This window comes from Methylobacterium sp. GXF4, assembly GCF_000272495.1.
Lineage (GTDB): Bacteria > Pseudomonadota > Alphaproteobacteria > Rhizobiales > Beijerinckiaceae > Methylobacterium > Methylobacterium brachiatum.
This window is the reverse complement of sequence record NZ_AKFK01000010.1, coordinates 40,292-63,692: the sequence shown is the minus strand read 5'-3', so window position 1 is coordinate 63,692 and position 23,401 is coordinate 40,292. Positions and strand designations below refer to the sequence as shown.

Annotated in this window: 21 protein-coding genes; 17 read left to right on the top strand and 4 right to left on the bottom strand. The window is 67.7% G+C overall.

Translation table 11 applies throughout. The features are described 5' to 3' along the window. The first annotated feature begins 238 nt into the window (after positions 1–238). The 5 genes from WYO_RS01865 to WYO_RS01845 all read left to right on the top strand — a co-directional run bounded on the left by WYO_RS01865 (position 239) and on the right by WYO_RS01845 (position 6,063). Positions 239–1,291 carry an ABC transporter substrate-binding protein gene (locus WYO_RS01865; protein ID WP_007558351.1) on the top strand — a complete coding sequence of 351 codons (1,053 nt, stop codon included), beginning with the start codon at positions 239–241 and terminating at the stop codon, positions 1,289–1,291. A 4-nt stretch (positions 1,292–1,295) separates the two neighbouring features. Beyond that, entirely contained in the window at positions 1,296–2,225 is a 930-nt protein-coding gene (locus WYO_RS01860; RefSeq protein ID WP_007558348.1) for an ABC transporter permease, read from the top strand. Further along, on the top strand, positions 2,215–3,021 hold the full coding sequence (locus WYO_RS01855; RefSeq protein WP_039901949.1) for an ABC transporter ATP-binding protein: 807 nt from the start codon (positions 2,215–2,217) through the stop codon (positions 3,019–3,021). Before WYO_RS01860 ends, WYO_RS01855 begins: the two co-directional genes overlap by 11 nt. A gap of 29 nt (positions 3,022–3,050) precedes the next feature. Continuing rightward, complete coding sequence (locus WYO_RS01850; protein ID WP_007558344.1) at positions 3,051–4,592, top strand: amidohydrolase family protein; 1,542 nt, start codon at positions 3,051–3,053, stop codon at positions 4,590–4,592. 184 nt (positions 4,593–4,776) lie between these two features. Beyond that, on the top strand, positions 4,777–6,063 hold the full coding sequence (locus tag WYO_RS01845) for a Zn-dependent hydrolase (RefSeq protein ID WP_007558342.1): 1,287 nt from the start codon (positions 4,777–4,779) through the stop codon (positions 6,061–6,063). A gap of 10 nt (positions 6,064–6,073) precedes the next feature. Here the strand turns inward: WYO_RS01845 and WYO_RS01840 are convergent, their stop codons facing one another. Then, the gene (locus tag WYO_RS01840) at positions 6,074–7,399 is read right to left on the bottom strand and encodes a dihydroorotase (protein ID WP_202948045.1); all 1,326 of its coding nucleotides are present in this window, start codon (positions 7,397–7,399) and stop codon (positions 6,074–6,076) included. Between the two features lie 5 nt (positions 7,400–7,404). Beyond that, positions 7,405–8,085 carry an aspartate/glutamate racemase family protein gene (locus WYO_RS01835; protein WP_007558338.1) on the bottom strand — a complete coding sequence of 227 codons (681 nt, stop codon included), beginning with the start codon at positions 8,083–8,085 and terminating at the stop codon, positions 7,405–7,407. A 148-nt stretch (positions 8,086–8,233) separates the two neighbouring features. Here WYO_RS01835 and WYO_RS01830 point away from each other — a divergent pair, with 148 nt between their 5' ends. After that, entirely contained in the window at positions 8,234–9,700 is a 1,467-nt protein-coding gene (locus WYO_RS01830; protein WP_007558336.1) for an amidohydrolase family protein, read from the top strand. A 19-nt stretch (positions 9,701–9,719) separates the two neighbouring features. Here WYO_RS01830 and WYO_RS01825 read toward each other — a convergent pair whose 3' ends face one another. Continuing rightward, positions 9,720–11,312 (bottom strand): ABC transporter substrate-binding protein, encoded by a 1,593-nt coding sequence (locus tag WYO_RS01825; RefSeq protein ID WP_007558335.1) that lies wholly within the window; start codon positions 11,310–11,312, stop codon positions 9,720–9,722. Positions 11,313–11,717: 405 nt separating this feature from the next. Then, the gene (locus WYO_RS01820) at positions 11,718–12,452 is read right to left on the bottom strand and encodes a GntR family transcriptional regulator (protein ID WP_007558333.1); all 735 of its coding nucleotides are present in this window, start codon (positions 12,450–12,452) and stop codon (positions 11,718–11,720) included. Positions 12,453–12,628: 176 nt separating this feature from the next. Between WYO_RS01820 and WYO_RS01815 the strand changes: the two genes are divergently transcribed. The 11 genes from WYO_RS01815 (at position 12,629) to WYO_RS01770 (ending at position 23,294) form a co-directional block, all read left to right on the top strand. Then, positions 12,629–13,369 carry an aspartate/glutamate racemase family protein gene (locus WYO_RS01815; RefSeq protein ID WP_039901969.1) on the top strand — a complete coding sequence of 247 codons (741 nt, stop codon included), beginning with the start codon at positions 12,629–12,631 and terminating at the stop codon, positions 13,367–13,369. After that, positions 13,366–14,454: an ABC transporter ATP-binding protein gene (locus WYO_RS01810; RefSeq protein ID WP_007558330.1), complete on the top strand. Its 1,089-nt coding sequence runs from the start codon at positions 13,366–13,368 to the stop codon at positions 14,452–14,454. Before WYO_RS01815 ends, WYO_RS01810 begins: the two co-directional genes overlap by 4 nt. 26 nt (positions 14,455–14,480) lie before the next feature. Then, complete coding sequence (locus WYO_RS01805; RefSeq protein WP_007558328.1) at positions 14,481–15,524, top strand: ABC transporter substrate-binding protein; 1,044 nt, start codon at positions 14,481–14,483, stop codon at positions 15,522–15,524. A 17-nt stretch (positions 15,525–15,541) separates the two neighbouring features. Further along, a complete protein-coding gene (locus WYO_RS01800; RefSeq protein WP_039901967.1) occupies positions 15,542–16,426 on the top strand; it encodes an ABC transporter permease in 885 nt (294 codons plus the stop codon). A 9-nt stretch (positions 16,427–16,435) separates the two neighbouring features. Continuing rightward, entirely contained in the window at positions 16,436–17,254 is an 819-nt protein-coding gene (locus WYO_RS01795) for an ABC transporter permease (protein ID WP_007558325.1), read from the top strand. A gap of 12 nt (positions 17,255–17,266) precedes the next feature. After that, positions 17,267–18,019 (top strand): aspartate/glutamate racemase family protein, encoded by a 753-nt coding sequence (locus WYO_RS01790; protein WP_007558323.1) that lies wholly within the window; start codon positions 17,267–17,269, stop codon positions 18,017–18,019. Continuing rightward, entirely contained in the window at positions 18,016–19,446 is a 1,431-nt protein-coding gene (locus WYO_RS01785; RefSeq protein WP_007558321.1) for an amidase, read from the top strand. The genes WYO_RS01790 and WYO_RS01785 overlap by 4 nt, the downstream gene beginning before the upstream one ends. Then, positions 19,443–19,775: a hydroxyisourate hydrolase gene (locus tag WYO_RS01780; protein WP_007558320.1), complete on the top strand. Its 333-nt coding sequence runs from the start codon at positions 19,443–19,445 to the stop codon at positions 19,773–19,775. Before WYO_RS01785 ends, WYO_RS01780 begins: the two co-directional genes overlap by 4 nt. Positions 19,776–20,496: 721 nt before the next feature. Continuing rightward, complete coding sequence (locus WYO_RS30605) at positions 20,497–21,366, top strand: hypothetical protein (RefSeq protein WP_007558317.1); 870 nt, start codon at positions 20,497–20,499, stop codon at positions 21,364–21,366. 456 nt (positions 21,367–21,822) lie between these two features. Beyond that, entirely contained in the window at positions 21,823–22,062 is a 240-nt protein-coding gene (locus WYO_RS01775) for a hypothetical protein (protein WP_007558312.1), read from the top strand. A gap of 620 nt (positions 22,063–22,682) precedes the next feature. Further along, the gene (locus WYO_RS01770) at positions 22,683–23,294 is read left to right on the top strand and encodes a DUF892 family protein (RefSeq protein WP_007558309.1); all 612 of its coding nucleotides are present in this window, start codon (positions 22,683–22,685) and stop codon (positions 23,292–23,294) included. Positions 23,295–23,401 lie beyond the last annotated feature (107 nt).

The following is a 23,401-nucleotide window of genomic DNA, read 5'->3' as shown; positions in this document are numbered from 1 at the left end:
CCGAGGCGCATCTCAGCAGACGTTCAGCGCGCGAATGGCACGCTTCTTGTGAGGATTCCGCCAGCGCAGCGTCGCGCAAGGCGGCGACTACAGGTTGGCGTGCCGTCGATATTGTGAGGTGCCGGGTGACCGGATCTCCGCGACCACTCTGCCCCTGTCTTGACCTCGTCGCGCGTCCGGCCGGGAGCCGACGCACCGCCTGAAAGACTCCGACATCCGCCTCCTGAGGAGAGCCGATATGTGCGACCGTCACGGCGATTATCGCGTCCCCGACTTATCGCGGCTCAAGACCAGCCGCCGGCGCTTCCTGGGCGGCACCGCCGCGGCGCTGACCCTCGCGGCGGGGCCGGGCCTCGTCGGCCGGGCCGCGGCGGCCTCCGGTATCCGGGCGACGCACGGGACCGGCTTCTGCAATCTGAACTTCTTCCTGGCCGAGGCGATGCAACTCGCCAAGGACGATGGTCTCACCATCGACTTCGTGAACACGCCGACCTTCTCGGATCAGGTCACCTTCCTCGGCATGGGCCAGGTCGATGCCGGCGTGATGCCCTATACGAGCTTCATGGCCCTCTACGATGCCGGCGCCCCGGTGAAGATCGTGGCCGGCGGCGGCATCGAGGGCTGCGTGCTGGTTGCCCAGCCCGGGCTCGACAGCCCGGAGAAGCTGAAGGGCAAGACGCTCGGCACCTTCCAGCTCGATACGCTCGAAGTGCTGCCCTACGACTGGCTGAAGAAGAATGGCGTCGCCTTCAAGGACATCACGGTTCGCTACATGGGGTCCACCCCGGAAGCCGTGGAGGCGTTCCGCGCCGGCGCCCTCGACATCATCTCCACGATCGAGCCCTACGGCACGGCGCTGCTGACCGACGTGAAGGGCGCCGTAAAGCTCTCCGACGGCACCGATATCTACGGCAAGGGCTATACCGACTGCGTGCTCGCCGTGCGCAATGAGCTGATCGCCAAGAACCCGGCCGCCGTCAGAGCCCTGATCAAGGGCATGATGAAGGCTCAGGCCCTGGCCGAGGGCGACCCCCAGGCCGCCCTGAACAAGCTCGTCGGCTCCTACTACAAGACCTCGATGAGCAACGCCCAGCTCGCCATGGGCCGGCAGCCCTCGGTGGTGGACGCCCGCAACCAGACGCAGTTCATCCTCGACCGGACCGATTCCGTCGCCGAGATGGGCTACATCAAGAAGAAGCCCGGCCGCGACGCGATCGACTGGACGCTCTTGGAGCAAGTCATCGCCGAGAACCCGGATCTCTACAGCAAGCTCAAGCTGAAGTCGGCCTGAGCGGATGGCCGTCGATCTCGCCCGCGCCGCCGCCGTCCCGCACGGCCAGCCGCGCCTCCCATTCGCGCAGCGCCTCGCGCTGCCCGATGGGCTCGTACCCCTTCTGAGCCGGACCGGCTGGATGCTGGTCTCGGTCGGCTGTTTCGCCGGCCTCTGGGAGTTGCTCTGGGCGCTCGGCGTCGCCGATGCCAAGCTGCTTCCGCCGCCGCACATCTTCCTCGGCAACCTCGTCGAGCAGGCGCGGTTCTTCAACACCGCCCAGCGCTGGCAGATCGGCACCGGTATGAGCGCCGGCCCGAGCCCCGCCATGGCGGTTCTGATCACCGTGCTGGCCTCCACGGGCCGGGTGCTGGCGGGCCTCGCCTTGGCCGCGACCTTGTCGATCCTGGTCGGCGTGGCGATCCGCTACGTCGTGCTGTTCGAGCGGCTGACCCTGCCGACCATCACGTTGCTGGCGCCGGTCTCGCCGATCGCATGGTTGCCGGTGGCGATCTTCATGTTCGGGATCGGCAACGCCCCGGCGATCTTCATGGTGTTCATCGCCCTGTTCTTCACGATGGTCCTCTCGACCATCCATCAGATCGACGGCGTCAACCGGAACTACATCAACGTCGCCCGGACCATGGGGGCGTCGAAGCGTCAGATCTATGCCCGAGTGATCGTGCCGGCGATCCTGCCGGGACTGCTCGCGGTGCTGCGCCTCAACCTGTTCGGAGCCTGGATGGTGGTGCTCGTCGCCGAGGCGACCGGCGTCGGCTACGGGCTCGGCCAGGTGATCATGCTGGCGCGCAACACCTTCAACCCGTCGCTGGTCTTCTTCACCATCACCCTGATCGGCCTCCTGGGCTTCGCCTTCGACCTGCTGTTCCGCCTGGTGCAGCGGCGCATGCTCTACTGGCTGCCGCGCGATGCGGGGTCCTCCCTTGGCCTCTGAGTCCGCTCCCCTCGACGCCGTCTCTTGCCGCGGCGTCGCCAAGGTCTGGGCGGCCGGCACCGCTCGCGCCCACGAGGCGCTGCGCGACATCGACCTCACCGTGCGGCCCGGTGAGTTCGTGGTGTTCCTCGGTCCTTCGGGCTGCGGGAAGAGCACGCTGCTCTACCTGATCGCCGGGCTCGAAGCGGCCTCCGGCGGCGAGCTCCTGGCCTTCGGCGAGGCCGTCACCGGGCCGTCGCCGGAGCGCAGCCTGATCTTCCAGGAGACGTCGCTCTTCCCTTGGCTCAGCGTCTGGCAGAACGTCAGCTTCGGCCTGTCGCTGAAGGGGGTGCCGGAAGCGGAACGCCGGAGCATCGCCCGGGCCGCGCTCCAGCGCGTCGGCCTCGCCGAAGCTTTCGACAAGCGACCCGACGAGCTGTCGGGCGGCATGCGCCAGCGGGTGGCGGTCGCCCGTGCGCTGGCCATGCGCCCCAAGGTCTTGCTGATGGACGAGCCTTTCGCGGCGCTCGACGTCCAGACCCGCCAGAAGATGCAAGATTTCTTGCTCGACGTCTGGCGCGACAGCAGCGCCTCGGTCCTGTTCGTGACCCATCACATCGACGAGGCCGTGGCGCTCGCCGACCGGGTGGTGGTGTTCACCGCACGCCCCGGGCGGATCAAGACGATCGTCCGCAACGACCTCGCGCGCCCGCGCGACCCATTCTCGCCTGGAGCCGAGGCGATGCGGCGGCACCTCACCGAACTCCTGCGCGACGAGGTCGACCGCGCCTTCGCCGAGCAGGAAGCGCTCGTCTGAACCCCTTCCCCGATCACACGGACACGACCATGACCACATCGCTGATCCGCAGCCGGCGGATGATCACCCGCACCCTCGACCACGATCGCTGGGAGGAGATCGCCGACGGCGCGGTGCTGCAGAAGGACGGGATCATCGAGGACGTCGGCACCTACGCGGACCTACATGCCCGCTACCCCGACGCCCCCGTCATCGGCTCAGGCCGGGAGATCCTGCTACCGGGCTTCGTCAACGGCCACCACCATGTCGGCCTGACGCCGGTCCAGCTCGGCTCCCCCGACATGCCGCTGGAGCTGTGGTTCGTGACCCGGATGGTGGCGCGCAACCTCAACCTGTACCTCGACACCCTGTACTCCGCTTTCGAGATGGTCGGCTCGGGGATCACCACGGTCCAGCACATCCACGGCTGGATGCCTGGCTCCCTGGAGGAGGTCGAGGCGCGCTCGAACGAGGTGTTGCGCGCCTATCGCGACATCGGCATGCGGGTCTCGTACTGCTTCGCGGTGCGCGACCAGAACCGCCTCGTCTACCAGGCGGACATGGATTTCGTGGCGAGCCTGCCGGCGCCGCTCCAGGACCCGATGAAGCGCTGGTTCGAGCGCTTCCAGATGTCGCTGGAGGACAATTTCGCCCTGTTCCGCGGCCTGCACGGTGCCCAGGAGGGGGCACGCCGAGCGAAGATCCAGCTTGCACCCGCCAATCTCCACTGGTGCTCCGACGCGGCGCTCGAGGGCCTCGCCGAGCTCTCCGAATCCTACGACGTGCCGATGCACATGCATCTCGTCGAGACCGCCTACCAGAAGGCCTATGCGGAGAAGCGCGGCGGTGGGACCGCGGTGGAGTATCTGGACCGCTTCGGCATGCTCGGGCCGCGGCTGACCCTCGGCCACGGCGTCTGGCTGAACGAGTCCGACATCGACCGGGTGGCCGAGACCGGCACCTGCATCTGCCACAATTGCTCGTCGAACTTCCGGCTGCGCTCGGGCGTGGCGGCACTCAATCAATTCGAGGCGAAGGGGATCAACACGGCCATCGGCCTCGACGAGGCCGGCATCAACGACGACCGCGACATGCTGCAGGAGATGCGCCTCGTGCTGCGCGCCCACCGGGTGCCCGGGATGGACGAGGCCGATGTGCCCAGCATGGCCCAGGTGCTGCGCATGGCGACCGTCGGCGGCGCCCGCACCACGCCCTACGGCGACAGCCTCGGTACGATCGAGGTCGGCAAGGCCGCCGACCTCGTCCTGCTCGATTGGGACCAGATCGCCTACCCGTATCTCGACCCGGCGACGCCGCTCCTCGACGCGGTGATCCAGCGGGCGAAGACCGGCGGCGTCACCACGGTGCTGTGCGAGGGCGAGGTGCTCTACGCCGACGGGCGTTTCACCCGAGTGGACAAGGATGCCGCCCTGAAGGCGCTGCACGACGACCTGTCACGGGCGCTGTCGGACGACGAGGTCGAGCGGCGGCAGCTCTCGAAGGCGCTCCTGCCGCATGCGAGGCGTTTCTACGCCGACTACATCGACCCCGCGCGGCACGAGCCGTTCTACCGCCCGAGTTCGCGCGTCTGAGGCGCGCAGTTCCACGAAGAGCCGGACGTTCAGCCCGCGTCCCACTATCGTGAGCGCGCACTTTCGGGCCGCAGGGCGCACGCGGGATCGTGCGAGAGGCGCGGGTCGCGCCCGCGGCATCGGGGCGGCTCTGCAGCGTCGCCGGCGGCGCTGGCGATGGGGTGTTCGCAGCGGAAGGACAGCGATGGAAAAGTTTTCAGCGATCCGCTCAGCGACCTGTGCGCAGAGAGCCCGGGTCGAGGACCTGTTTGCGCAGATCGCCGAATGCGGCCGAACCGATCCCGGATTCACGCGAGCCTCGTACAGTCCCGAGGAGACCGCCGCGCACGCCGTGATGATGCGCTGCGCCGCCGATCTCGGGCTCGCCGTCCATCGGGACGCCGCCGCCAACACCTACATGACCCTGCCGGGCCGCGATCGGAGTCTACCGCCGATCCTGATCGGCTCCCACCTCGACACTGTTGCCCATGGCGGCAACTACGACGGCGCCGCCGGGGTGGTGGCCGGACTCGCGGCCATCGCGGCGATCCGCAGCCTCGGCCTGAGGCCGGCGCGCGACCTGACCGTCATGGGCGTGCGCGCCGAGGAGAGCGTCTGGTTCCAGGTCTCGTATGTCGGCAGCCGGGCGGCCCTCGGCACCCTGCCGGACGGAGCGCTCGACGCAGTCCGGATCGATAGCGGCCGGCGTCTTGCCGAGCATATCGCCCGTGAGGGCGGCGATCCGGAGGCTTTGGTGAGTGGGAAGGCCGCCCTCGACGCCGGGGCGATCCACGCCTTCCTGGAGGTGCATATCGAGCAGGCGCCGAGTCTCGAGGAAGCCGGGATCCCGGTCGGCCTCTGTACCGGGATCCCGGGCAACGTGCGCTATCCCTACGTCCGCATCGCCGGGCGTTACGACCATGTCGGCACGCCGCGCCGTTTCCGTCGCGATGCGGCCATGGCCGGCGCCGAGATCGCCCTGGCCCTCGACCAGGTTTGGCAGGCGCGCGAGGCGGCCGGCTGCCCGATGGCCGTGACCTTCGGACGGTTCCATACCGATGCCGCGGCCCATGGCCTGACGACGGTGCCGGGCGAGTTCCGGTTCAGCCTCGACATGCGGGCCTACGAGGCCGAGGTCCTGTCGGAGATCGAGGCCGCGTTCCTGGACGCGGTGGCGACCGTCGCGGAGAGCCGCGGCGTGACGGTGGCGCTCGGCTCGCGCGCCGAGGCGGGCGTCGGTATGGTCTCGGCCAGGATCCACGACGGGCTCACGGCGGCGGCGGCGGCGCTCGGCATCACCACCCGGCCCCTCGGCAGCCCGGCCTCCCACGATGCCGCCGCCTTCGCCAAGGCCGGCGTGCCGATGGCCATGCTGTTCGTGCGCAACGCCAATGGCAGCCACAACCCCAATGAAGCCATGGCCATCGACGATCTTCTCGATGCCGTCGCGATCCTCGCCAGTTGGCTGGTTGCGGAGACCTGCGGGATCTGAGGCCGAGCTGTCAGGCCGAGAAACGCGCGGGTCCGCCCCTCGGACTGCCGAGGACCGCATCCTCGCGCATGACGGGCTGGCCGCGCACGATCGTGGCCATTGGCCAGCCCGTTACGGCAGTGCCTGCGAACGGCGTCCAGCCGCAGGGCGAGACGATCCAAGACTCCTCGATCGTGCGGCACGCCTTCAGGTCCACGAGGGTGAAATCCGCGTCGTACCCGGCGGCGATGCGACCCTTGCCCAGGAGGCCGTAGACCCGAGCTGGACCGGCCGCCATCAGGTCGACGAGGCGGGACAGCGACAGGCGCCCGGCGGCCACGTGATCGAGCATGAGGGGCACCAGGGTCTGGACCCCGGTGAGGCCGGCCGGGCAATCGGGCCAGGGCCGCGCCTTGGCCGCCCGCGCATGGGGGGCATGGTCGCTGCCGATCGTATCGACGGTCCCGTCTTGCACGGCGGCCCAGGCAGCAGCCCGATGGCGCTCACCGCGGATGGGAGGATTCATCACTCCGAACCCGCCGAGCCTGTCGTAGCAGTCGGGCGCCACCTGGGTCAGGTGGTTGACCAAGACCTCGACGGTCGCGATGTCGCGATAGTCCCGGAGGTATTCGAGTTCCTCGGCGGTGGACACGTGGAGGATGTGCGTCGCCCGGCCGGTCTTGCGGGCCAGGGCCATGAGGCGACGGGTGCCCAGGAAGGCGCATTCCTCGTCGCGCCATTCCATGTGGGTCCGGTGCGGCTGCCCTCGGATGAAGAGCGGTTTGCGCGCCTGAAGCCGGTACTCATCCTCGCTGTGGAAGGCCATGCGCCTATGGCCGGACCGCATCGCCCTCTCGAGATGCGCGTCGTCCTCGATCATCAGGGAGGCCGTGGAGCTTCCCGCGAAGACCTTCACGGCACAGACACCAGGCTCGCGCTCGAGCGCGGCGAGGGCGTCGATATTGGTCTTGGCACCGGCCACGTACAGGCCGATGTCGCACCAGCTGCGGCCCGCGACGTAGTCCCGTTTCCAGGCGAGGCGCTCGATATCGGCGATCGGTGGATCGGTGTTGGGCATGTCGAACAGGGTGGCGATCCCGCCCAGGACAGCGGCCCGCGTGCCGGTCTCGAGCGTCTCAACGGCGGGATCGCCGGGATCGCGCAGGTGCACATGACTGTCGATCAGGCCCGGCAGGACATGCAAGCCGGCGGCGTCGATCCGCACCTCCGCGGTCGCGCCGATGGGCGCCCCGATGGCCACGATGCGCCCCTCGCGAACGCCGATATCGGCGATCTCGGTGCCCCAGGGCGTGACGCAGGTGCCGCCGCGGATCAGCAGATCGTAATGCATCGGCATCCTTCCTAAGGAACCTCGCGCAGCAGCACCGCCCCGAGGGCTGCGGCGACGGCCTGCTGACAGGGCTCGACGACCGGGCGCCCGATCGCGCGTTCGATCGCCATCCGGTGAGGCGCCATGCCGGCGCAGCCGAGCACGATGGCGTCGGCGCCGTCGCGCTCGATCAGGATCCGGGCTGCCGTGATCAGGCGGGCGCGGATGGCCTCGCCCACCGTCTCGTCCGCCCGCGCCTCCACCGGCCGGCTGCCGGCATAGCGCTCCCCGAGACCCATTTGACGGACCATCCGGCGCTGGCGATGCACGCTGCCCTCCGACAGCGCGACGATGCCGAAGCGCTCACCGAGGGTGAGCGCGCGAAGGATTCCCCATTCGGCGATGCCCATCACCGGCCGGCCAGCGGCGGCCTCGCGGGCGGTCTGCAGGCCCGGATCGCTGAAGCAGGCGATGACGAAGGCGTCCGCCGAATCTTCCGCGATGCGCCGCGCCAGCGGCATCACCACGCGATCCGCGTCCTGCTGGGAAGAGATGCTCTCGGGCCCTTCAGGCAGAGCCGTCACGGTGATGTCGGGACCGACTGGCAGCCGCAGCGGCCCCAGCGCCGCATCGATGGCGGCCGTCACCGTTCGGGAGGAATTCGGGTTGATCACCAGGATGCGCGCTGGCCTGATGGAGCCGGGATCGGGCATGCGGCCTCCTGTTCACCCCGCCAAGAGCCACCTTATCGTCGACGGACAGATCCCGACCTAGCGAGATTCGGGCCGCGCGCCACCTGCGACGCTCGCCCGATCGGGCACCGATCTTGCGCGCGTACCTGACCCGGTGAGGAGGTTCTCGATGCACGACAGCGCTGCGGATATGACGACCGGCGTCACCCTGGTGACGGGGGCCCGGTGGGTCGTCGCCTGGGATCCCGAGACCGGCGGCCATGTCTACCGCACCGGCGCGGACGTGGCTTTCGAGGATGGCGCCCTCATCCATGTCGGTCCGGACTACGCGGGTCCCCCGCCCGTGCGGACCATCGACGCATCCGGCTGCTTGATCATGCCCGGGCTCGTCGACATCCACACGCACCTGTTCTCGGAACCCATGAACAAGGGCATGTGGGACGAGGTCGGCAGCCCGCGGCTCTACAACACCTCTCTCTACGAGTACCTTCCGATCCTCAGGCCGGATGCGGCGGGCACGCGGGCGGCCTACGGGGTCGCCTTGGCGGAGCTGGCGCTCTCAGGCGTCACCACGGTGTGCGACCTCGCCCTGCCGAGCGAGGGCTGGCTCGACCTCCTCGGAAGCTCGGGCCTGCGGGTCTGCATCGCCCCCATGTTCCGGTCCGGCCGCTGGCTGACCCGGAACGGCCACCGCGTGGAGTACGAATGGGACGAGGCCGCCGGCCGGCGCGGCCTGGAGGATTCGCTGGCCGAGATCGAGGCCGCGCAGGTGCATCCGAGCGGACGGCTCTTCGGCATGCTCTGCCCGGCGCAGGTGGACACCTGCACGGCGGAGTTGATGCGGGACGCCCATGCCGAGGCGGTACGGCGCGATCTGCGCTTCCACACCCATGCGGCGCAATCCCTGTCGGAGTTCCACGAGATCACCCGCCGCACCGGGATGACGCCGATCGAGTGGCTCGACGATCTCGGAGTGCTCAGCGAGCGCACCATCGTGGGCCACGGGATCTTCCTGGACGACCATCCCTGGACACACTGGCACAGCCCGGGCTCGGACATGCGGCGCCTGGCCGAGCGCGGCGCTACGGTCGCCCATTGCCCGACGGTCTTCGCCCGCCGCGGCATCGCGCTCAATCATTTCGGCCGCTACGTTCAGGCCGGCGTCAACATGGGCATCGGCACCGATGTCTACCCGCACAACATGCTCGACGAGATGCGCCTTGTCTCGTACCTCGCCCGGGTCGTCGCCGAGAACCCCCGCGACACCCGCGCGGCGGACGTGTTCCACGCCGCCACAATCGGTGGGGCCCAAGCGCTGGGGCGCTCCGACATCGGCCGGCTCACGGCGGGCTGCAAGGCCGATTTCGTGCTCGTGGACTGCACGCATCCCGCCATGCGGCCGTGCCGCGACCCCGTGCAGTCGCTGATCTATTCGGCCGCCGACCGCGCAGTACGGCAGGTCTTCGTCGATGGCCGCGAGATCGTGCGCGACGGTCGCGTCCTGACGGTCGACTACGCCGCCGCAGCCGCAGCCCTTGAGGAAGCGCAAGGTCGCGCGCTCGCGCAGATCCGGCAGCTCGACTGGGCGGGGCGCGGCCCCGACGCCATCGCACCACCGACCTTCCCGGGGCTGTGAGGCCTCGGCGCCGCGAGCTTCAGGCGGGCCGCACGTTCCAGAAAGTCGGAAACCCGTCGAGGATCCCGGTGAGGCCGGAGCGATAGGCGGTCGGCTGCAGGTACTGGCCAAGGGGATAGTAGGGCACGTCCTCCATGGCCTGGAGCTGGATGTCCCGGCAGAGGGCGGCGCGCGCCGCCTCGTCCGGGGCCGTGAACCACGCCTCGCGCAGGGCTTCGATCCGCGGCGTCGTGGCCCAGCCGGCATAGCCGGTCTCGCCGGTTCCCCGCAGGGCGATGTAGCCGGCGGGATTGAGCCAATCCGTACCGGACCAGTTCGTGACGAAGGCGCTCCAGCCGCCCTCGGAGACCGGCCCCTTGCGGTTGCGCCGCTGCAGCATCGCGTTGAACTCGACCGCGTAGACCTCGACATTCATGCCGACGCGTTGCAGCAGGTCGGCGGCGACTTGGCCGAGTGCCAGGAGCGGCGCCGAGTTCGACGGCACCATCAGCAGCACGGTCTCGCCGGCATAGCCGGCAGCCTTGAGGTCGGCGCGCACCTGTGCCGGATCGCGTGGCGTCGTGAGCGGCGCGAGCCCGTCCGTCGAGGCCATCGGCGTGTCGGGACAGAAGAAGCCGAGCGGCACGTGGAACAGGCCGGGATTGTCGGCGCCCACGACGCCCTGCATGCAGGAGGTCTGGTCGATCGCCCCCCAGAGCGCCCGCCGGATGGCCGGGTTGTTGAAGGGCGGCTGCAAGTGGTTGACCCGCAGCATCGTCACGAAGCCGGTCGAATCGAGTACGCGGGTGCTCACGCCCTTGGCCGCTTTCAGCAGACCCAGTTGGTCGTGCGAGGCGTATTCCTGCCAGTCGGCCTCGCCGGCGATCAGCGCGGAGGTCGCCGTGGAGGTGTCGCCGATGACGCGCCACTCGACTCGGTCGTAGTGAGCGACCTTTGGACCTGAGGTCCAGGTGAGCGGGCCGTCCTTGCGGGGCACGTAGCCCTCGAAGCGGGTGTAGACGGTCCGGTCACCGGGCACCCGCTCGTCCGCCTTGAAGCGGAACGGCCCGGAGCCGATGAGTTCGGGCACCTGTTGGAACGGGTCCGTGACGGCGAGGCGCTCCGGCATCATCGCGCAGACCGGCACCGAGGCTTTGCCCAGCGCGATCGGCAGGAGCGGGAACGGGCGCTTGAGGTGGAACCGAATGGTCCGATCATCGGGCGCCGACAACTCGTCCGTCGCCTCCAGGAGCGAGCCACCGAAGGGGTCGCGCTTGGCCCAGCGCCGCAGGGAGGCCACGCAGTCGCGGGCGAGCACACGGGTTCCGTCGTGGAAGAGGAGGCCGTCGCGCAGGGTCAGATCCCAGCGGCGCCCATCCGCCTCGACACGATGGCCATCGACCATCTGGGGCGTGGCGCGGAAAGAGGCGTCCATGCCGTAGAGCGTGTCGAAGACCATGTAGCCATGGTTGCGGGTGATGTAAGCGAAGGTCGTGACCGGATCGAGGGTCACGAGGTCCTGCTGCGGGATGAAGCGCAGGGTCGAGGCGGTAGCCGCCCGGACCAGGGCTGGAGCCGCAACCGCGTTGGCGACCACGGCGCCCGCACCCTGCAACAGCGTCCGTCGCTTCATGGAAGGCTTCCCGATCTATCTCGGCGTGATCGTTGTGCGTTGATCCCAGCCTGGACCCACCGAGCGATCCAGCTCGCGGGCGCTTGCAGGAATGGGGCCGAACAACGGCACTTGGATCAGGAGAAAATGAATTTCGGTCATTCCAAGCGTTAAGGCGCGATCAAGCAAGCCTCACACAATGATCGGGCGTGCTGTGGGATAAGATGAGGCGTCAAAACACTACCTTTACTGCGCCGGCATACGCCGCCCGCGCAATCCCCAACTTCTCTGGACCTAACTGTTCCTCTCTATCGGCCGGGTTCAAAGCCAACGGTCAGATCACCTGCGTGACGTCATCCAAGCTGTGCCGACCTCAGAAGTCGTGTGCGCTTGGCGCGATCCGATCCAGACCGCATGCGCTGCCGGTCACGTTCTTGCGGATGGGGCCTTCGCGCGCTGCGCTCTCAGGGTATCGGCGATGACGACACCGGTGCGCAGCACGTGCCGATAGGCAATGGCGCCCGCTTCCGTGGCATCGCGCGCGTCGAGAGCCGCGAACAGATCGCGGTGTTCCCGAGCCGATTCCGCCCAACGGCTGCCAGTCGAGAGCGCCCGCAGGCGTGCCCATTGGGCCCGGGCCTGGAGCGGCGCGTGAGCCTCGGCCAATGGCCGGTTGTGGGCAGCGGTCACGATCGTCCGGTGGATCTCTTGGTTGAGGGCGAAATAAGCGTCGAGCACCTTGTCCCGGTGCATGCAATCGAGCTGCGCCTGCTTCTCGCGCAGTTCGTCCAAGAGGGCGTCGGAGATCCGAGTCGCGGCGAGTTCCGCGGTCAGCCGCTCGATGCCCGCCAATGCCTCGAACAGTTCGAGGACCTCTTCCGGCTCCCAGTCCGGAACGCGCGCGCTCCGGTTCTGATGCAGCTCGACCAGACCCTCTGCCGCCAGGAGCTTGAGGGCTTCCCGCAACGGCGTGCGGGAAACCCCAAGCGCGATCGAGAGGTCCTTCTCGACCAGGGGTGCGCCCGCCGGCAGCACGCCGCGGACGATCATGTCCTTGAGCCGGCTGGCTGCCCGCTCGTGTAGGCCGGTTCGCGGGAGCGGGGCGGCCGGGACAATCAGGGCCTTGCGGGGGCGGCCCCTTGGGCGTGCGACATCGTCCATCGGTTTTCCAACTCCACGCGACCGCTCTACCGCATCCGAGCGCCGGGCCCGTGATCCATTTTTGGCGTCTTTGCGGTGCCGTAACAGGCATTTGCGCAAATTGCATGCAGCATGCAGAAAATACCTTGTTGGTCGGACGCGCCTGGATGATGCTCGCCGCATCGGAGACATATGCGATGGCGGAACCGAACGGGACGACGCGTCTGGGCATGCTCACGCCCTCGTCGAACAGCGTGCTGGAGCCGGTGACCGCGCATCTACTCGCCGGCTGCGCGCAGGTCAGCGCGCATTTCTCACGCTTCCGGGTCACGCAGATCGGCCTGTCGCAGGCGGCCCTGGGGCAGTTCGACCCCGAGCCGATCCTGATGGCGGCCGAGCTGCTCGCCGATGCCCGGGTGGCGGCGATCCTTTGGAACGGCACCTCCGGCGCGTGGCTGGGCTTCGACGCGGACGAGCGCCTGCGCGACGCGATCGAGGACCGGACCGGTTGCCCCGCCTCCACCGCCGCGCTCGCCTTCCGCGATCTGTTCCGCGCTCGGGGCTATCGCCGGATCGGTCTCGTGACGCCCTATACGGGCGACGTCCAGCGGCAGATCCAGGCGAATTGGGGGGCGGCCGGCCTCGACTGCGCCGCCGAGCGCCATTGCGGCCTGTCGGAGAATTTCGCCTTCGCCACGGTCGGCCCGGAGGCGATCGCCCAGATGGTCCGCGCGGTGGCGGCCGAGGGCGTCGATGCGGTGGCGATCGTCTGCACCAACCTCGCGGGCGCGGCGCTGGCCCCGGCTTTGGAGGCCGAACTCGGCGTGCCGGTCCTCGACTCGGTCGCCGTCACCCTCTGGAAGGGCCTGGACCTCGCCGGCTGCACCCATGCGGATCTCGCCGCGCGGGGCCGCGTGTTCGCGGAGGCCCGACCGTGAGCGCCCCGGCCGGAGGCGGGACCTCCCTGATCCTCGACGGGATCACCCAGCGCTACGGTACGGTGCTCGCCGTCGACACCGTGACCCTCGACATCAAGGGCGGCGAACTCGTCGCCCTGCTCGGCCCCTCCGGCTGCGGCAAGACCACCCTGCTGCGCGCGGTGGCCGGCTTCCTGAAACCCACGGAGGGGCGCGTCATCATCGGGGGGCAGGCGGTCGATCACCTGCCGCCGAACCGGCGCACCGTCGGCATCGTGTTCCAGAACTACGCCCTGTTCCCGCACATGAGCGTGGCTGAGAACGTCGCCTACGGGCTCGCCGCCCGGGGCGTCGGGCGTGCCGAGCAGAAGGCGCGCGTGGCCGAGATGTTGGCCCTCGTGCGCCTGGAGCATCTGGCCGAGCGCTACCCGCGGGCGATGTCGGGCGGTCAGCAGCAGCGCGTGGCGCTCGCCCGGGCGCTCGCGGTGCGGCCCTCGATCCTGCTCCTCGATGAGCCCTTCGCGGCCCTCGACAAGAATCTGCGCCTCGACATGCAGATCGAGATCAAGCGCATCCAGCGCAGCGCCGGCACCACCACGCTGATCGTCACGCACGACCAGGAGGAGGCCCTGTCGATGGCCGACCGGGTCGCGGTGCTCAATGCCGGCCGCCTGGAGCAGTTCGCCCCGCCGACCGACATCTACGACCGCCCCGAGACGCTGTTCGTCAATACCTTCGTGGGCACGGCCAACGTCCTGCACGGTCAGCTCGCGACCGGGCCGGATGGCGGCCGCGCGGTGGCGCTCGCCTGCGGCGGTCTTCTCCCCACCGTCACCGCCCTGCCGGACGGGACGCGCGTAGCCGCCTGCCTGAGGCCCGAGCACGTCGCCTTCGAAACGGATGGGGAGGGACTCGATGGCGTCGTCGAGATCGGCCTGCCGCTCGGCGCCACGCTGGTCCACGAGATCCGCTTGGACGGCGGCGCACGCCTGAAGACTGCCGAGGCCCGTGCGGCGGGCGCCGGCCCGCGATCGCCCGGCGCGCGCGTGCGCCTGCGCCCGACCGCGCCGGAGCGGGTCGGCGTCTTCCCCGACCCCCGCCACTGAAGCCGAGCCGCCCGGAGATTCCGACCATGATCCTGCACCGCCGCAGCCTCCTCGCCGGCGCCTTAACTCTCGGCGCGACGCAGGCCTTCCCCGGCCTGTCCCACGCGCAGGCCCGCAAGCTCGTCTTCGCGACCTTCACGGGCAGCTGGGAAGAGGCCCACCGGGCGGTGCTGGTCCCGGCCTTCCGTAAGAGCACGGTCGGCGACATCATCCTCGATCCGATGCTCTCGGTCGATCAGATCGCCAAGGTCCAGGCGGCCCGCACCAACCCGCCGATCGACGTGATGCTGCACGATCCCGGTCCCGCGCTCACGGCGATCGCCCAGGACCTCGTCGAGCCCTATCCGGTGGCCCAGTCCGCCCACTATGCCGACCTGATCGCGGATGCGCAGGAGCCGATGGGCCCGGCCCCGTTCTTCCAGATCGTTGGGCTGACCTACAATCCCGAGAAGGTGAAGACGCCGCCGACCTCCTGGGCCGATCTGTGGAAACCCGAATACAAGGGCCGGGTCGGCATCACCAACCTGAACTCGACGCTCGGCACCGGCTTCCTCGTGGAGATCGCGCGGATGCACGGGGGCTCGGAGACCAATGTCGAGCCAGGCTTCAAGGCGCTGGAGGCGCTCAAACCCAACCTCGCCGCCGTCGCCGCCAATCCCGGCGCCCTGGCGGCGCTCTACCAGCAGGAGCAGGTCGATATCGGGCCTGGCAATTTCAACGCGATCCAGATCCTGAAAGCCCGCGGCGTGCCGGTGGAGTTCGCCGCGCCGAAGGAGGGCATCATCGCCTTCAAGACAACGATCCACATCGTCAAGAACACCCCGGTGAAGGATCTGGCCTTCAGGCTGATCGAGGCCGCCCTCTCGCCGGAGGTGCAGGCCAAGCTGATGCAGAGCCCCTATCTGATCGTCCCGACCAACCGGAAGGTGGCGATGGACGGCGAGGTCGCGAAGGTTCTGGCCAAGGACGCCGAAGATCTGAAGCGCAAGGCGGTGTTCCAAGATTGGGCCGCGATCAACCACAGCCGCGCAGCCTGGATCGAGCGCTTCAACCGGGAGATCCGGGTGTGACCGCGGTCTTCGCGCCGATGGTGCCTGACCCGGTCGCGGCGCCGGGCCGCCCGGGCCGTCCCTGGATGGCGGCCTACGACATCCGCCTCGCGCTGCCGCTCGGGGCGTTCTTCCTCGTTTTCTTCCTGGCGCCGTTGGCGCTCTTGGTGCTGGTAAGCTTCTACACCGATCCAGTCATGACCCGCTTCGGCCTCGACCAATACGCCCGGTTCCTGCTCGACCCGTTCTCCCTGCAGGTACTCGGCGCGACCCTGTGGCTCGGCGTCGAGGTCACGGCGCTCACGCTGCTGCTCGGCCTGCCGCTGGCACTGCTCCTCACCTGGGCGCCCGCCCGGCTGCGCGGCCTGCTGACCTTGATCGTGCTGCTGCCGCTGCTTACGAGCGTGGTGGTGCGGACCTTCGCGTGGATCGTGATCCTCGGGCGTCAGGGCATCGTCAACGCGAGCCTCCTGGCCCTCGGGCTGACCGACACGCCGCTGAAGCTGCTCTACACCGAGGGCGGCCTCGTCCTTGCGCTGGCGCAGGTGCAGATGCCCCTGATGGTCCTGCCGCTGGTGACTGCCCTGTCACGGATCGACCCGAACCTCGCCGACGCCTCGGCGGCTCTCGGGGCTGGGGCGTGGCGCACCTTCCTCCGGGTGACGCTCCCGCTCTGCCTGCCCGGCATCGTGGCCGGCTGCCTGCTCACCTTCGCGGCGGCGATCACCGCCTTCATCACCCAGTCGCTGATCGGCGGCGGGCAGATGCTGTTCATGCCGATGTACCTGTACCAGCAGGCCTCGTCGCTCAACAATTGGCCGTTCGCGGCGGCGATCGCGATCGTCTTCCTCGTGGCGGTGCTGGCCTGCGTGACCGTCTTCAACCTCGTGGGCCGCCTGTCGCGCGGCTACGCGCAAGCCTGAGGGCCGCCGATGAGGACGAGCATGCGGCGCGACTTCGACTGGTTCAGTTTCCACGCTGCCGTGCTGCTGCTCGCCGGGCTCTGCCTCGTCCTGCTCGTGGCGCCGACCGTGATCGTCGTGGTGGTCTCGTTCACCAGCGGCTTCTCCCTGCGCTTCCCGCCGCCCGGCTACTCCCTGCGCTGGTACGCAGCGCTCATGGAGGCGGAGCAGCTTCGGGCCGCCGCCTGGAACAGCCTCGTGGTGGCGGGGTGGACGACCCTGCTGTCGGTGGTGCTGGGCACCGCCGCCGCGCTTGCCATCGCCCGGTCGCCGCGGCTCTCAGCGCGGCTCCTCGACAGCCTGTTCCTGTCGCCGCTCGTCCTGCCGGCCCTGGCCTTCGGGCTCGCCGCCCTGATGCTGTTCAGCCTCGCCGGTATCCCGGTCTCGCCGTTGACCCTCGTCCTCGGCCACACCGTGGTCTGCGTGCCCTTCGTGGTTCGCACCACCGTGGCGGCCCTGTCACAGATGGACCCGGTGCTGCTCGAGAGCTCGACCTCTCTGGGCGCGTCACGCCTGTACACGTTCCGCCGGGTGACCCTTCCGCTGATCCGGCCCGGCATCCTCGCCGGCGGCTTCATCGCCTTCATGGCGAGCTTCGACAACGTCCCGGTCTCGCTGTTCCTGCGCGACGCGGCCACCGACATGCTGCCGATCCGGATGTGGCAAGATCTGGAGGGGCGCCTCGACGTCACGGTGGCGGCGGCTTCCAGCCTGCTGATCCTGGTCGCCGTGGTGCTGGCGGTCGTTATGGAACGGGCCGCCGGCCTGTCCCGCCGGTTGGCCGGCTAAGGACGACCACCCATGCGGATCCTGCTCCTCAACCCCAACACCTCGGCGGCCATGACTGCCCGCATGGCCCAGGCGGCCGAGGCGGCCCTCGCCCCCGACGTCCAGATCATCGCTCTCACCGCGGCGACAGGCTTGCCCTACATCGCCAGCCGGGCCGAGGCGCAGCTCGCCGGCGCGGCCGTGCTGGAGACGCTGGCCGCGCATCACGCCGGCCACGACGCGGCGGTGATCGCTGCCTACGGCGATCCCGGGCTGATCGCGGCGCGCGAGTTGTTCGACCTGCCGGTGGTCGGCATGGCCGAGGCCGCGATGCTGACCGCCTGCCAGCTCGGGGCGCGGTTCGCGATCGTGACGTTCTCGCCCGCGCTGCTGCCCTGGTACGAGGATGCCGTGGCGCTGGCCGGTCTGTCGGCGCGCTGCGTCGGCCTCTATGCGGTCCGCCGGCCGTTCCAGGTCGTAACCGCGGTTCAGGACGAACTGCGTCCGGAGATCCTCGCGCTGGCCGAGCGCGTGGTCGCGGACGGGGCCGATGCGGTGATCCTGGCGGGAGCGCCGCTGGCCGGTCTGGCCACCGTCCTGCGCCGGGCGGTGCCGGTTCCGCTGATCGATCCGCTGGCGGCCGCTCTGGGCCAGGCACAGGCGCTGGTGCGGCTCGGGACACGCCCGCCCATGGCCGGGCGCTTCGCCCGTCCGCCTGCGAAACCCGCCACCGGTCTGACCGGTCCGCTCGCTCGGTGGATCGCGCATCGCGAGGGAGAGGCATGACCCGGACCGATCGGATGGGCGATAGCGGTCCGCTCTGGACCCTCTCGGCGACCGACCTGTGCCGCCGTTACGCGGACGACACGGCGAGTCCCGTCGCGGCCGCGCGGTCCTGCCTGGAGCGCGCCGAGGCCGTGAACCCGACCCTCAACGCCCTCGTCGCCATCGATCCCGATGGGGCGGAGCGCGCCGCCGCGGCGAGCGCGGCGCGCTGGCGGGCGGGCACCCCGCTGGGCCCCCTCGACGGCGTGCCGGTCACCATCAAGGACAGCCTGAACGTCGCGGGCTTCGCGACGCGCTGGGGCAGCCGGCTCTATGCGGACCATAGGGCCGACCAGGACGAGACGCCGGTGCGCCGCCTGCGCGTGGCCGGGGCGGTGATCCTCGCCAAGACCAACGTCCCGGAACTGACCGTCCAGGGCTATACCGGCAACCCGGTCTTCGGCGTCACCCGCAACCCGTGGGATCCGGCCCTGACGCCGGGGGGCTCCAGCGGCGGCGCAGTCGCGGCGGTGGCTGCCGGGATCGGGCCGCTTGCGCTCGGGACGGATGCGGGCGGCTCGATCCGCCGGCCCGCCTCCCATACCGGCCTCGTCGGTTTGAAACCCACCACCGGCCGGGTGCCGCGCCGGGGCGGCCTGCCGCCGATCATGCTCGATCTCGAAGTGGTCGGACCGATGGCCCGCACGGTCCACGACCTCGCGGCGGCGATGCGGATCCTCGGTGCGGCCGATCCGGATTCCGTCGCGCCGAATGGCTTCGGCCCGTTCGGGACCCCTGCGGTGCCGGAGCGCCCGTTGCGGATCCTCTACGTCCCGGCCTTCGGGACCGCCCCGGTCGATCCCGAGATCGCCGACAGCGTCGCCGAGGCGGCCGGGCGCCTGGCCGGCCTGGGGCACCGGGTCGAGACCGGCCGTTTCGACGCGGCGATAGCCATCACGGAGGCATGGCCAATTCTCGGCCAAGCCGGCATCGCCTGGCTGATGCGCGCGCATCCGGGCCGGAGCGACGCGCTGGGTCCCGACATCCGCGCCCTGGCCGAGGCCGGCGCGAACCTGTCGGCGGGCGATCTGTTCGACGTGCAGCGGATGGCGCTGGCCCTGCGCCAGGACCTCGCCGCGCTGTTCGCGGGCCACGACCTTATGATGACTCCCACGGCCGCCGCGCTGCCCTGGCCGGCGCAGGAGACCCACCCGGACCGCATCGCCGGCATGCCCGTAGGTCCCCGGGGTTCGGCGACCTTCACGGGCTTCGTCAACGCCGCGGGCTGCCCCGGGATCTCCATCCCGTGCCGCCCCTCCGGCGCGGGGCTGCCGATCGGATTTCAGCTCGTGGCGCCCTGGGGCGGTGACGAGACCCTCGTCGCGGTGGCCGCCGCCTACGAAGCGGCCCAACCCTGGTCGATGCTCTGGGCGGGCACCGAACCATGACGGGCCTGTCCATCCACGCCGTCGATGCCGCGACCGGTCGAGCGGCCGAAGGTCTGCGCGTGCGCGTTCTGACCGTGGGCGCGCGCGGTGCGGTGATCGCGGAGGGCGAGATCGGGGCCGATGGCACGCTCGCGCATCCAATCGTGCGAACGCGGCTCGCCGTCGGTCTCTACGAGGTCGCGTTCGACATCGGGGATTTCATCGGGGAGGCTGGCGGCGATTTCCTGGATATGGCGTCGATCCGCTTCCGGATCACCAATCCCGCCAGTCATTGCCATTTGCCCCTGAAGTTCACCGCGTTCGGCATAGCCTTGTTCCGCGGCTGCTGAGGCAACACAAGCAACACGCGTGGGACTGGCCTTGGACACCGGGACGGCTCGCCCCGCGCCGCACAAAATATGCGCGCCGATAAACCGGTTTCGAAAAGGACGTCGACGGACATCTCCCCCGAACCCGGTGTGGGTGCGGTGTGTCCGCTTCAGCCTCTTCGCCACTCCAAACCGGACCAGCGGCTTTCGGCCAGACTCCGTCACCCCAATTTGGCAGCGTACGCATAACCAGACATTCGGCTTGGCGCCCATTCCGGACATTCGACGGCTTTCAGTTGCACCTCTAAAGCGGACATCCTGACCCGCCGGCGGTGCGCATCTCCCACTAAAGCTATGTTCTGGAAAAGGACGATACTGACGACTTCGAACTAGTGCGCAAGTCCTAATTGACCGATCAGGTCGTAGGGATCTACGCGTAGCCGCGGCGCGCAATTCGAAGGTGCGTAATAACGGGGGTCGGCCTTGCAAATTGCGCCACCTGCCAGACTGTTTTGCTTTTGGACCTTATTGTAGGCTAATTACCGCCTAGATTGGCGCGCAAAAAATCCTCAATGCAGCGACGGCGCTTGATATACAATTTAGATTTATTGTCATCTAGATCGATATGTTATATTTATATCACACTGGGTCATGTTCACTGATTTCTGTCTGTAAAGCATTGATTTTAGCAGCCAGTTTCTATCGATTTGTAAATTGAGATTGCAACAGAGGAATCAAGACAGTGCTGCAAGCTGTTACGCAGCAATTTGCCGCCGCCTTTTGCTTGGCGGCCTTAGCGGCATGCGGGGTCACGGTTCCTGCTAAATTCGTATCTGAGCCGCCGGGAGAGAGGCGCCTGCCGGATGGGCGCCCAGAATTGTCCGAGAACGGCAAGATCGAAAGTGCGATCATTTCGAATATTAGATGTGAAATCCGTCGCGGCCTTTACAGGTCGATCAAATTCGGGACGATGCCTTATCTCCAGCGCTGGGGAACGAAGGTCACTCTTACCATCACATTCGACGAGTTGTCTGGTCTGACCCCGAGTCTGGCGCGCATCAGCCCTCTCTTAGGCTCCGAGGTGTTCTCGCTCGCATTTGGCGCGTCAGCTACCGCCCACGCTACTCGCGAAGAGAAGATCACGTTCACGCTAGCCAATCGCAGCTTGCTAAAACAAGCCCAAGACCGTGATGTTCAGGGAATTGGGAACAACTGCGATCAACTTGAAAATGGCGCATTTGTCGAAAGCGATTTACAAATCGATCAGTTCATTTTCGACAAATCTTCCATCGCGTCCGGTGGAGAGGCTACGACGAGTGTCATCAGCCATCCGCAATTCAGCGTTTTTCAAGAAACAATTACCTTCGTAGCGTCGATCGGCGGAAACGTAACTCCCTCGTGGAAGTTCACGAAACTAACAGCGAACACCGCGACCTCGCTGGTGAATGCGACCCGAACGGTGACAAGTGTTGTCCTGATCACGCTCGGCCCGCTTGAAGATCAATTTTTAGCACAAGCACCCGAACTGAATGGAGAGGGCACGGCGCAGCACCAAATCGGTTTGATTGGCGGATCGGTAGGGTCGTCGATCATCAGTCAAATGCCGCGCTAATCAGCGTTGCCCGACCCATCTCGAATCTAGAAAAAATACTGGAGATGATATCATGTCAAACGAGTGTGTCGGCAAACCGGACGGGACCAAATGCGGCGGCGGCATCTGCATCGGGGGGCAGTGCTATTTCCGCGTGGTCGAGATTCAGTGGTTGGCCGCCTGCACCGATGGTCAGCCATGCGGTTACGGGAATAAAGGTATCTGCGTTCAGGGGCAGTGCCTTTATACGAGAAGCGCCATAGACGAATTTAAACTCACCATCCGCCCAATCGAATAATCAATGCTTAGTCATTTCACCAACGGTCTTGCTACCGCTAGTATTTTGATGTATGCGCCGGCTCACAGCGCATGGTCCTTTTGCACTAATGGACGCCTTTTACGATGATCAGAAGGGTGCATCGCACAGGCGATCGGATCACCCCCGCCAAGGACCCCGCCCCTCGACAGCCTGGTCCCATGACAAAGAGCGTCGAAGAGCAACACGCGGAGGCCGAAGCCGCCCTGAGCGCCGTCGAGTGCAACGGGCAGCGCAATGCGATGGGCGAGCGCGAGTTGTGGCGGGCGGATCATAGCTTGCTGGCGACGCGGGTCGACAAGCTCGAACGCCGCGTTAGACGCGAGGCATGCGGCGGAGTCCACGTGACGCGCGTTGATCCCACCCAATTGAAGTGGTCCGCCCTTTGGTATGGCTTTTGAGCCTAGAGGATGGACGACAGCTTTCGAGCAGCATTTGATCCGATGCGGGGAAATTCATGCGGCTACGAAGTGCTGGATGAACGACCGGCGAGTTTCGAGATTGAGCCGATCTAATTGAACGGCGAGGATAGGCGCATCACCGTCATAGTAGCAGCGGAACAAGCGTCCGCCTTCGAGATCCGCACGGTCACGCATGAATGACTGCGTTGAGTCGGTAGCAGGCCTGCCGCTTGTCTGGAGGCCCCGCCTCGAAGCAGCCGTTCCGCTTTCGGCCAGCTCCAGCCGCGTGAGCGGACGCCCTCGAACGGCTGGGTTGGGTCGGTAGCGGGAAGACCGCTTGGGTAGGATTGCTTACGGTGCGCGGCGGGGCAGATCCTGTGGCAAAACGGACCTCGCAGCCGGAGCCATTCACAACCGTTCCAGATAGTTGGAAAGGTCGACCCTGAGTGAACTCCACAAGCTCGGACTATCGCTCGCAGAGCTGAAGTGATCCTGAGTTGGACCCGGCGTTCGCCCGCCGCGTTGGCCGTTGTGGTCGCTCGCATCAACCGAACGGCTCGAGTGGTCAGGTCTGCCAAACAGACACTGAGCCAAGAACGGCGAACACGAGGCGGGAAACGATGTCAGGGAACCGGCGACTTTTCGAGGACGGGTTACATCTGCTCCACGAAGCGCATCGGCAGGGGGCGGCACAGGCGGCACGCAACTACAAGACGTCGACGCTGCCAAAGCTCAAGCAGATGCTCGAGGCGGGATCTAAGCAGAACATCGTTCAGCAGAAGCGGTTGGACGAAGTATTTGAATTAATCAGCATCAGGCCCGATCCCAAACAAGATCCAGCCATGCAGGGCATCTGCGATCTCAACGAAGCAGAAATAGCCAAGCACAGGAGCGCCGCCGACCGCGATCTCATCAACATTGAGTACGGTCAAGTTGCGGCTCATTTCTACATCGCCCGGTATGGGACGCTACGTAGTGCTGCACAGGCGCTCGGACACGCCAAAGCCGCCAAGCTTTTAGATCGTACGCTTGTCGAGACCCGCGCGATCGATCAGGCTTTCACACAGCTCTACAATCATCTACTGGCACGCCGCACCTCGACTAGCTATCCGGACGAGACCGCGCTCGCCACCACGGCGTACATGCACCCCCGCCTTACGGTTGGGCTAGCGCTTGGCGGTATCTTGGTTGCGGTCGCGCTCTTGGAAGCAGGGCGATCCAAGCGACGCTGAAGGGCGGACGCAGCATGGCTCTTATGTGGGGCCTGCTGCCGTCTGCTTCAGGGGACGGGCGAATATATCTCGAATGGCCGGGTTGGGTCGGTAGGAGGCAGTCTGCT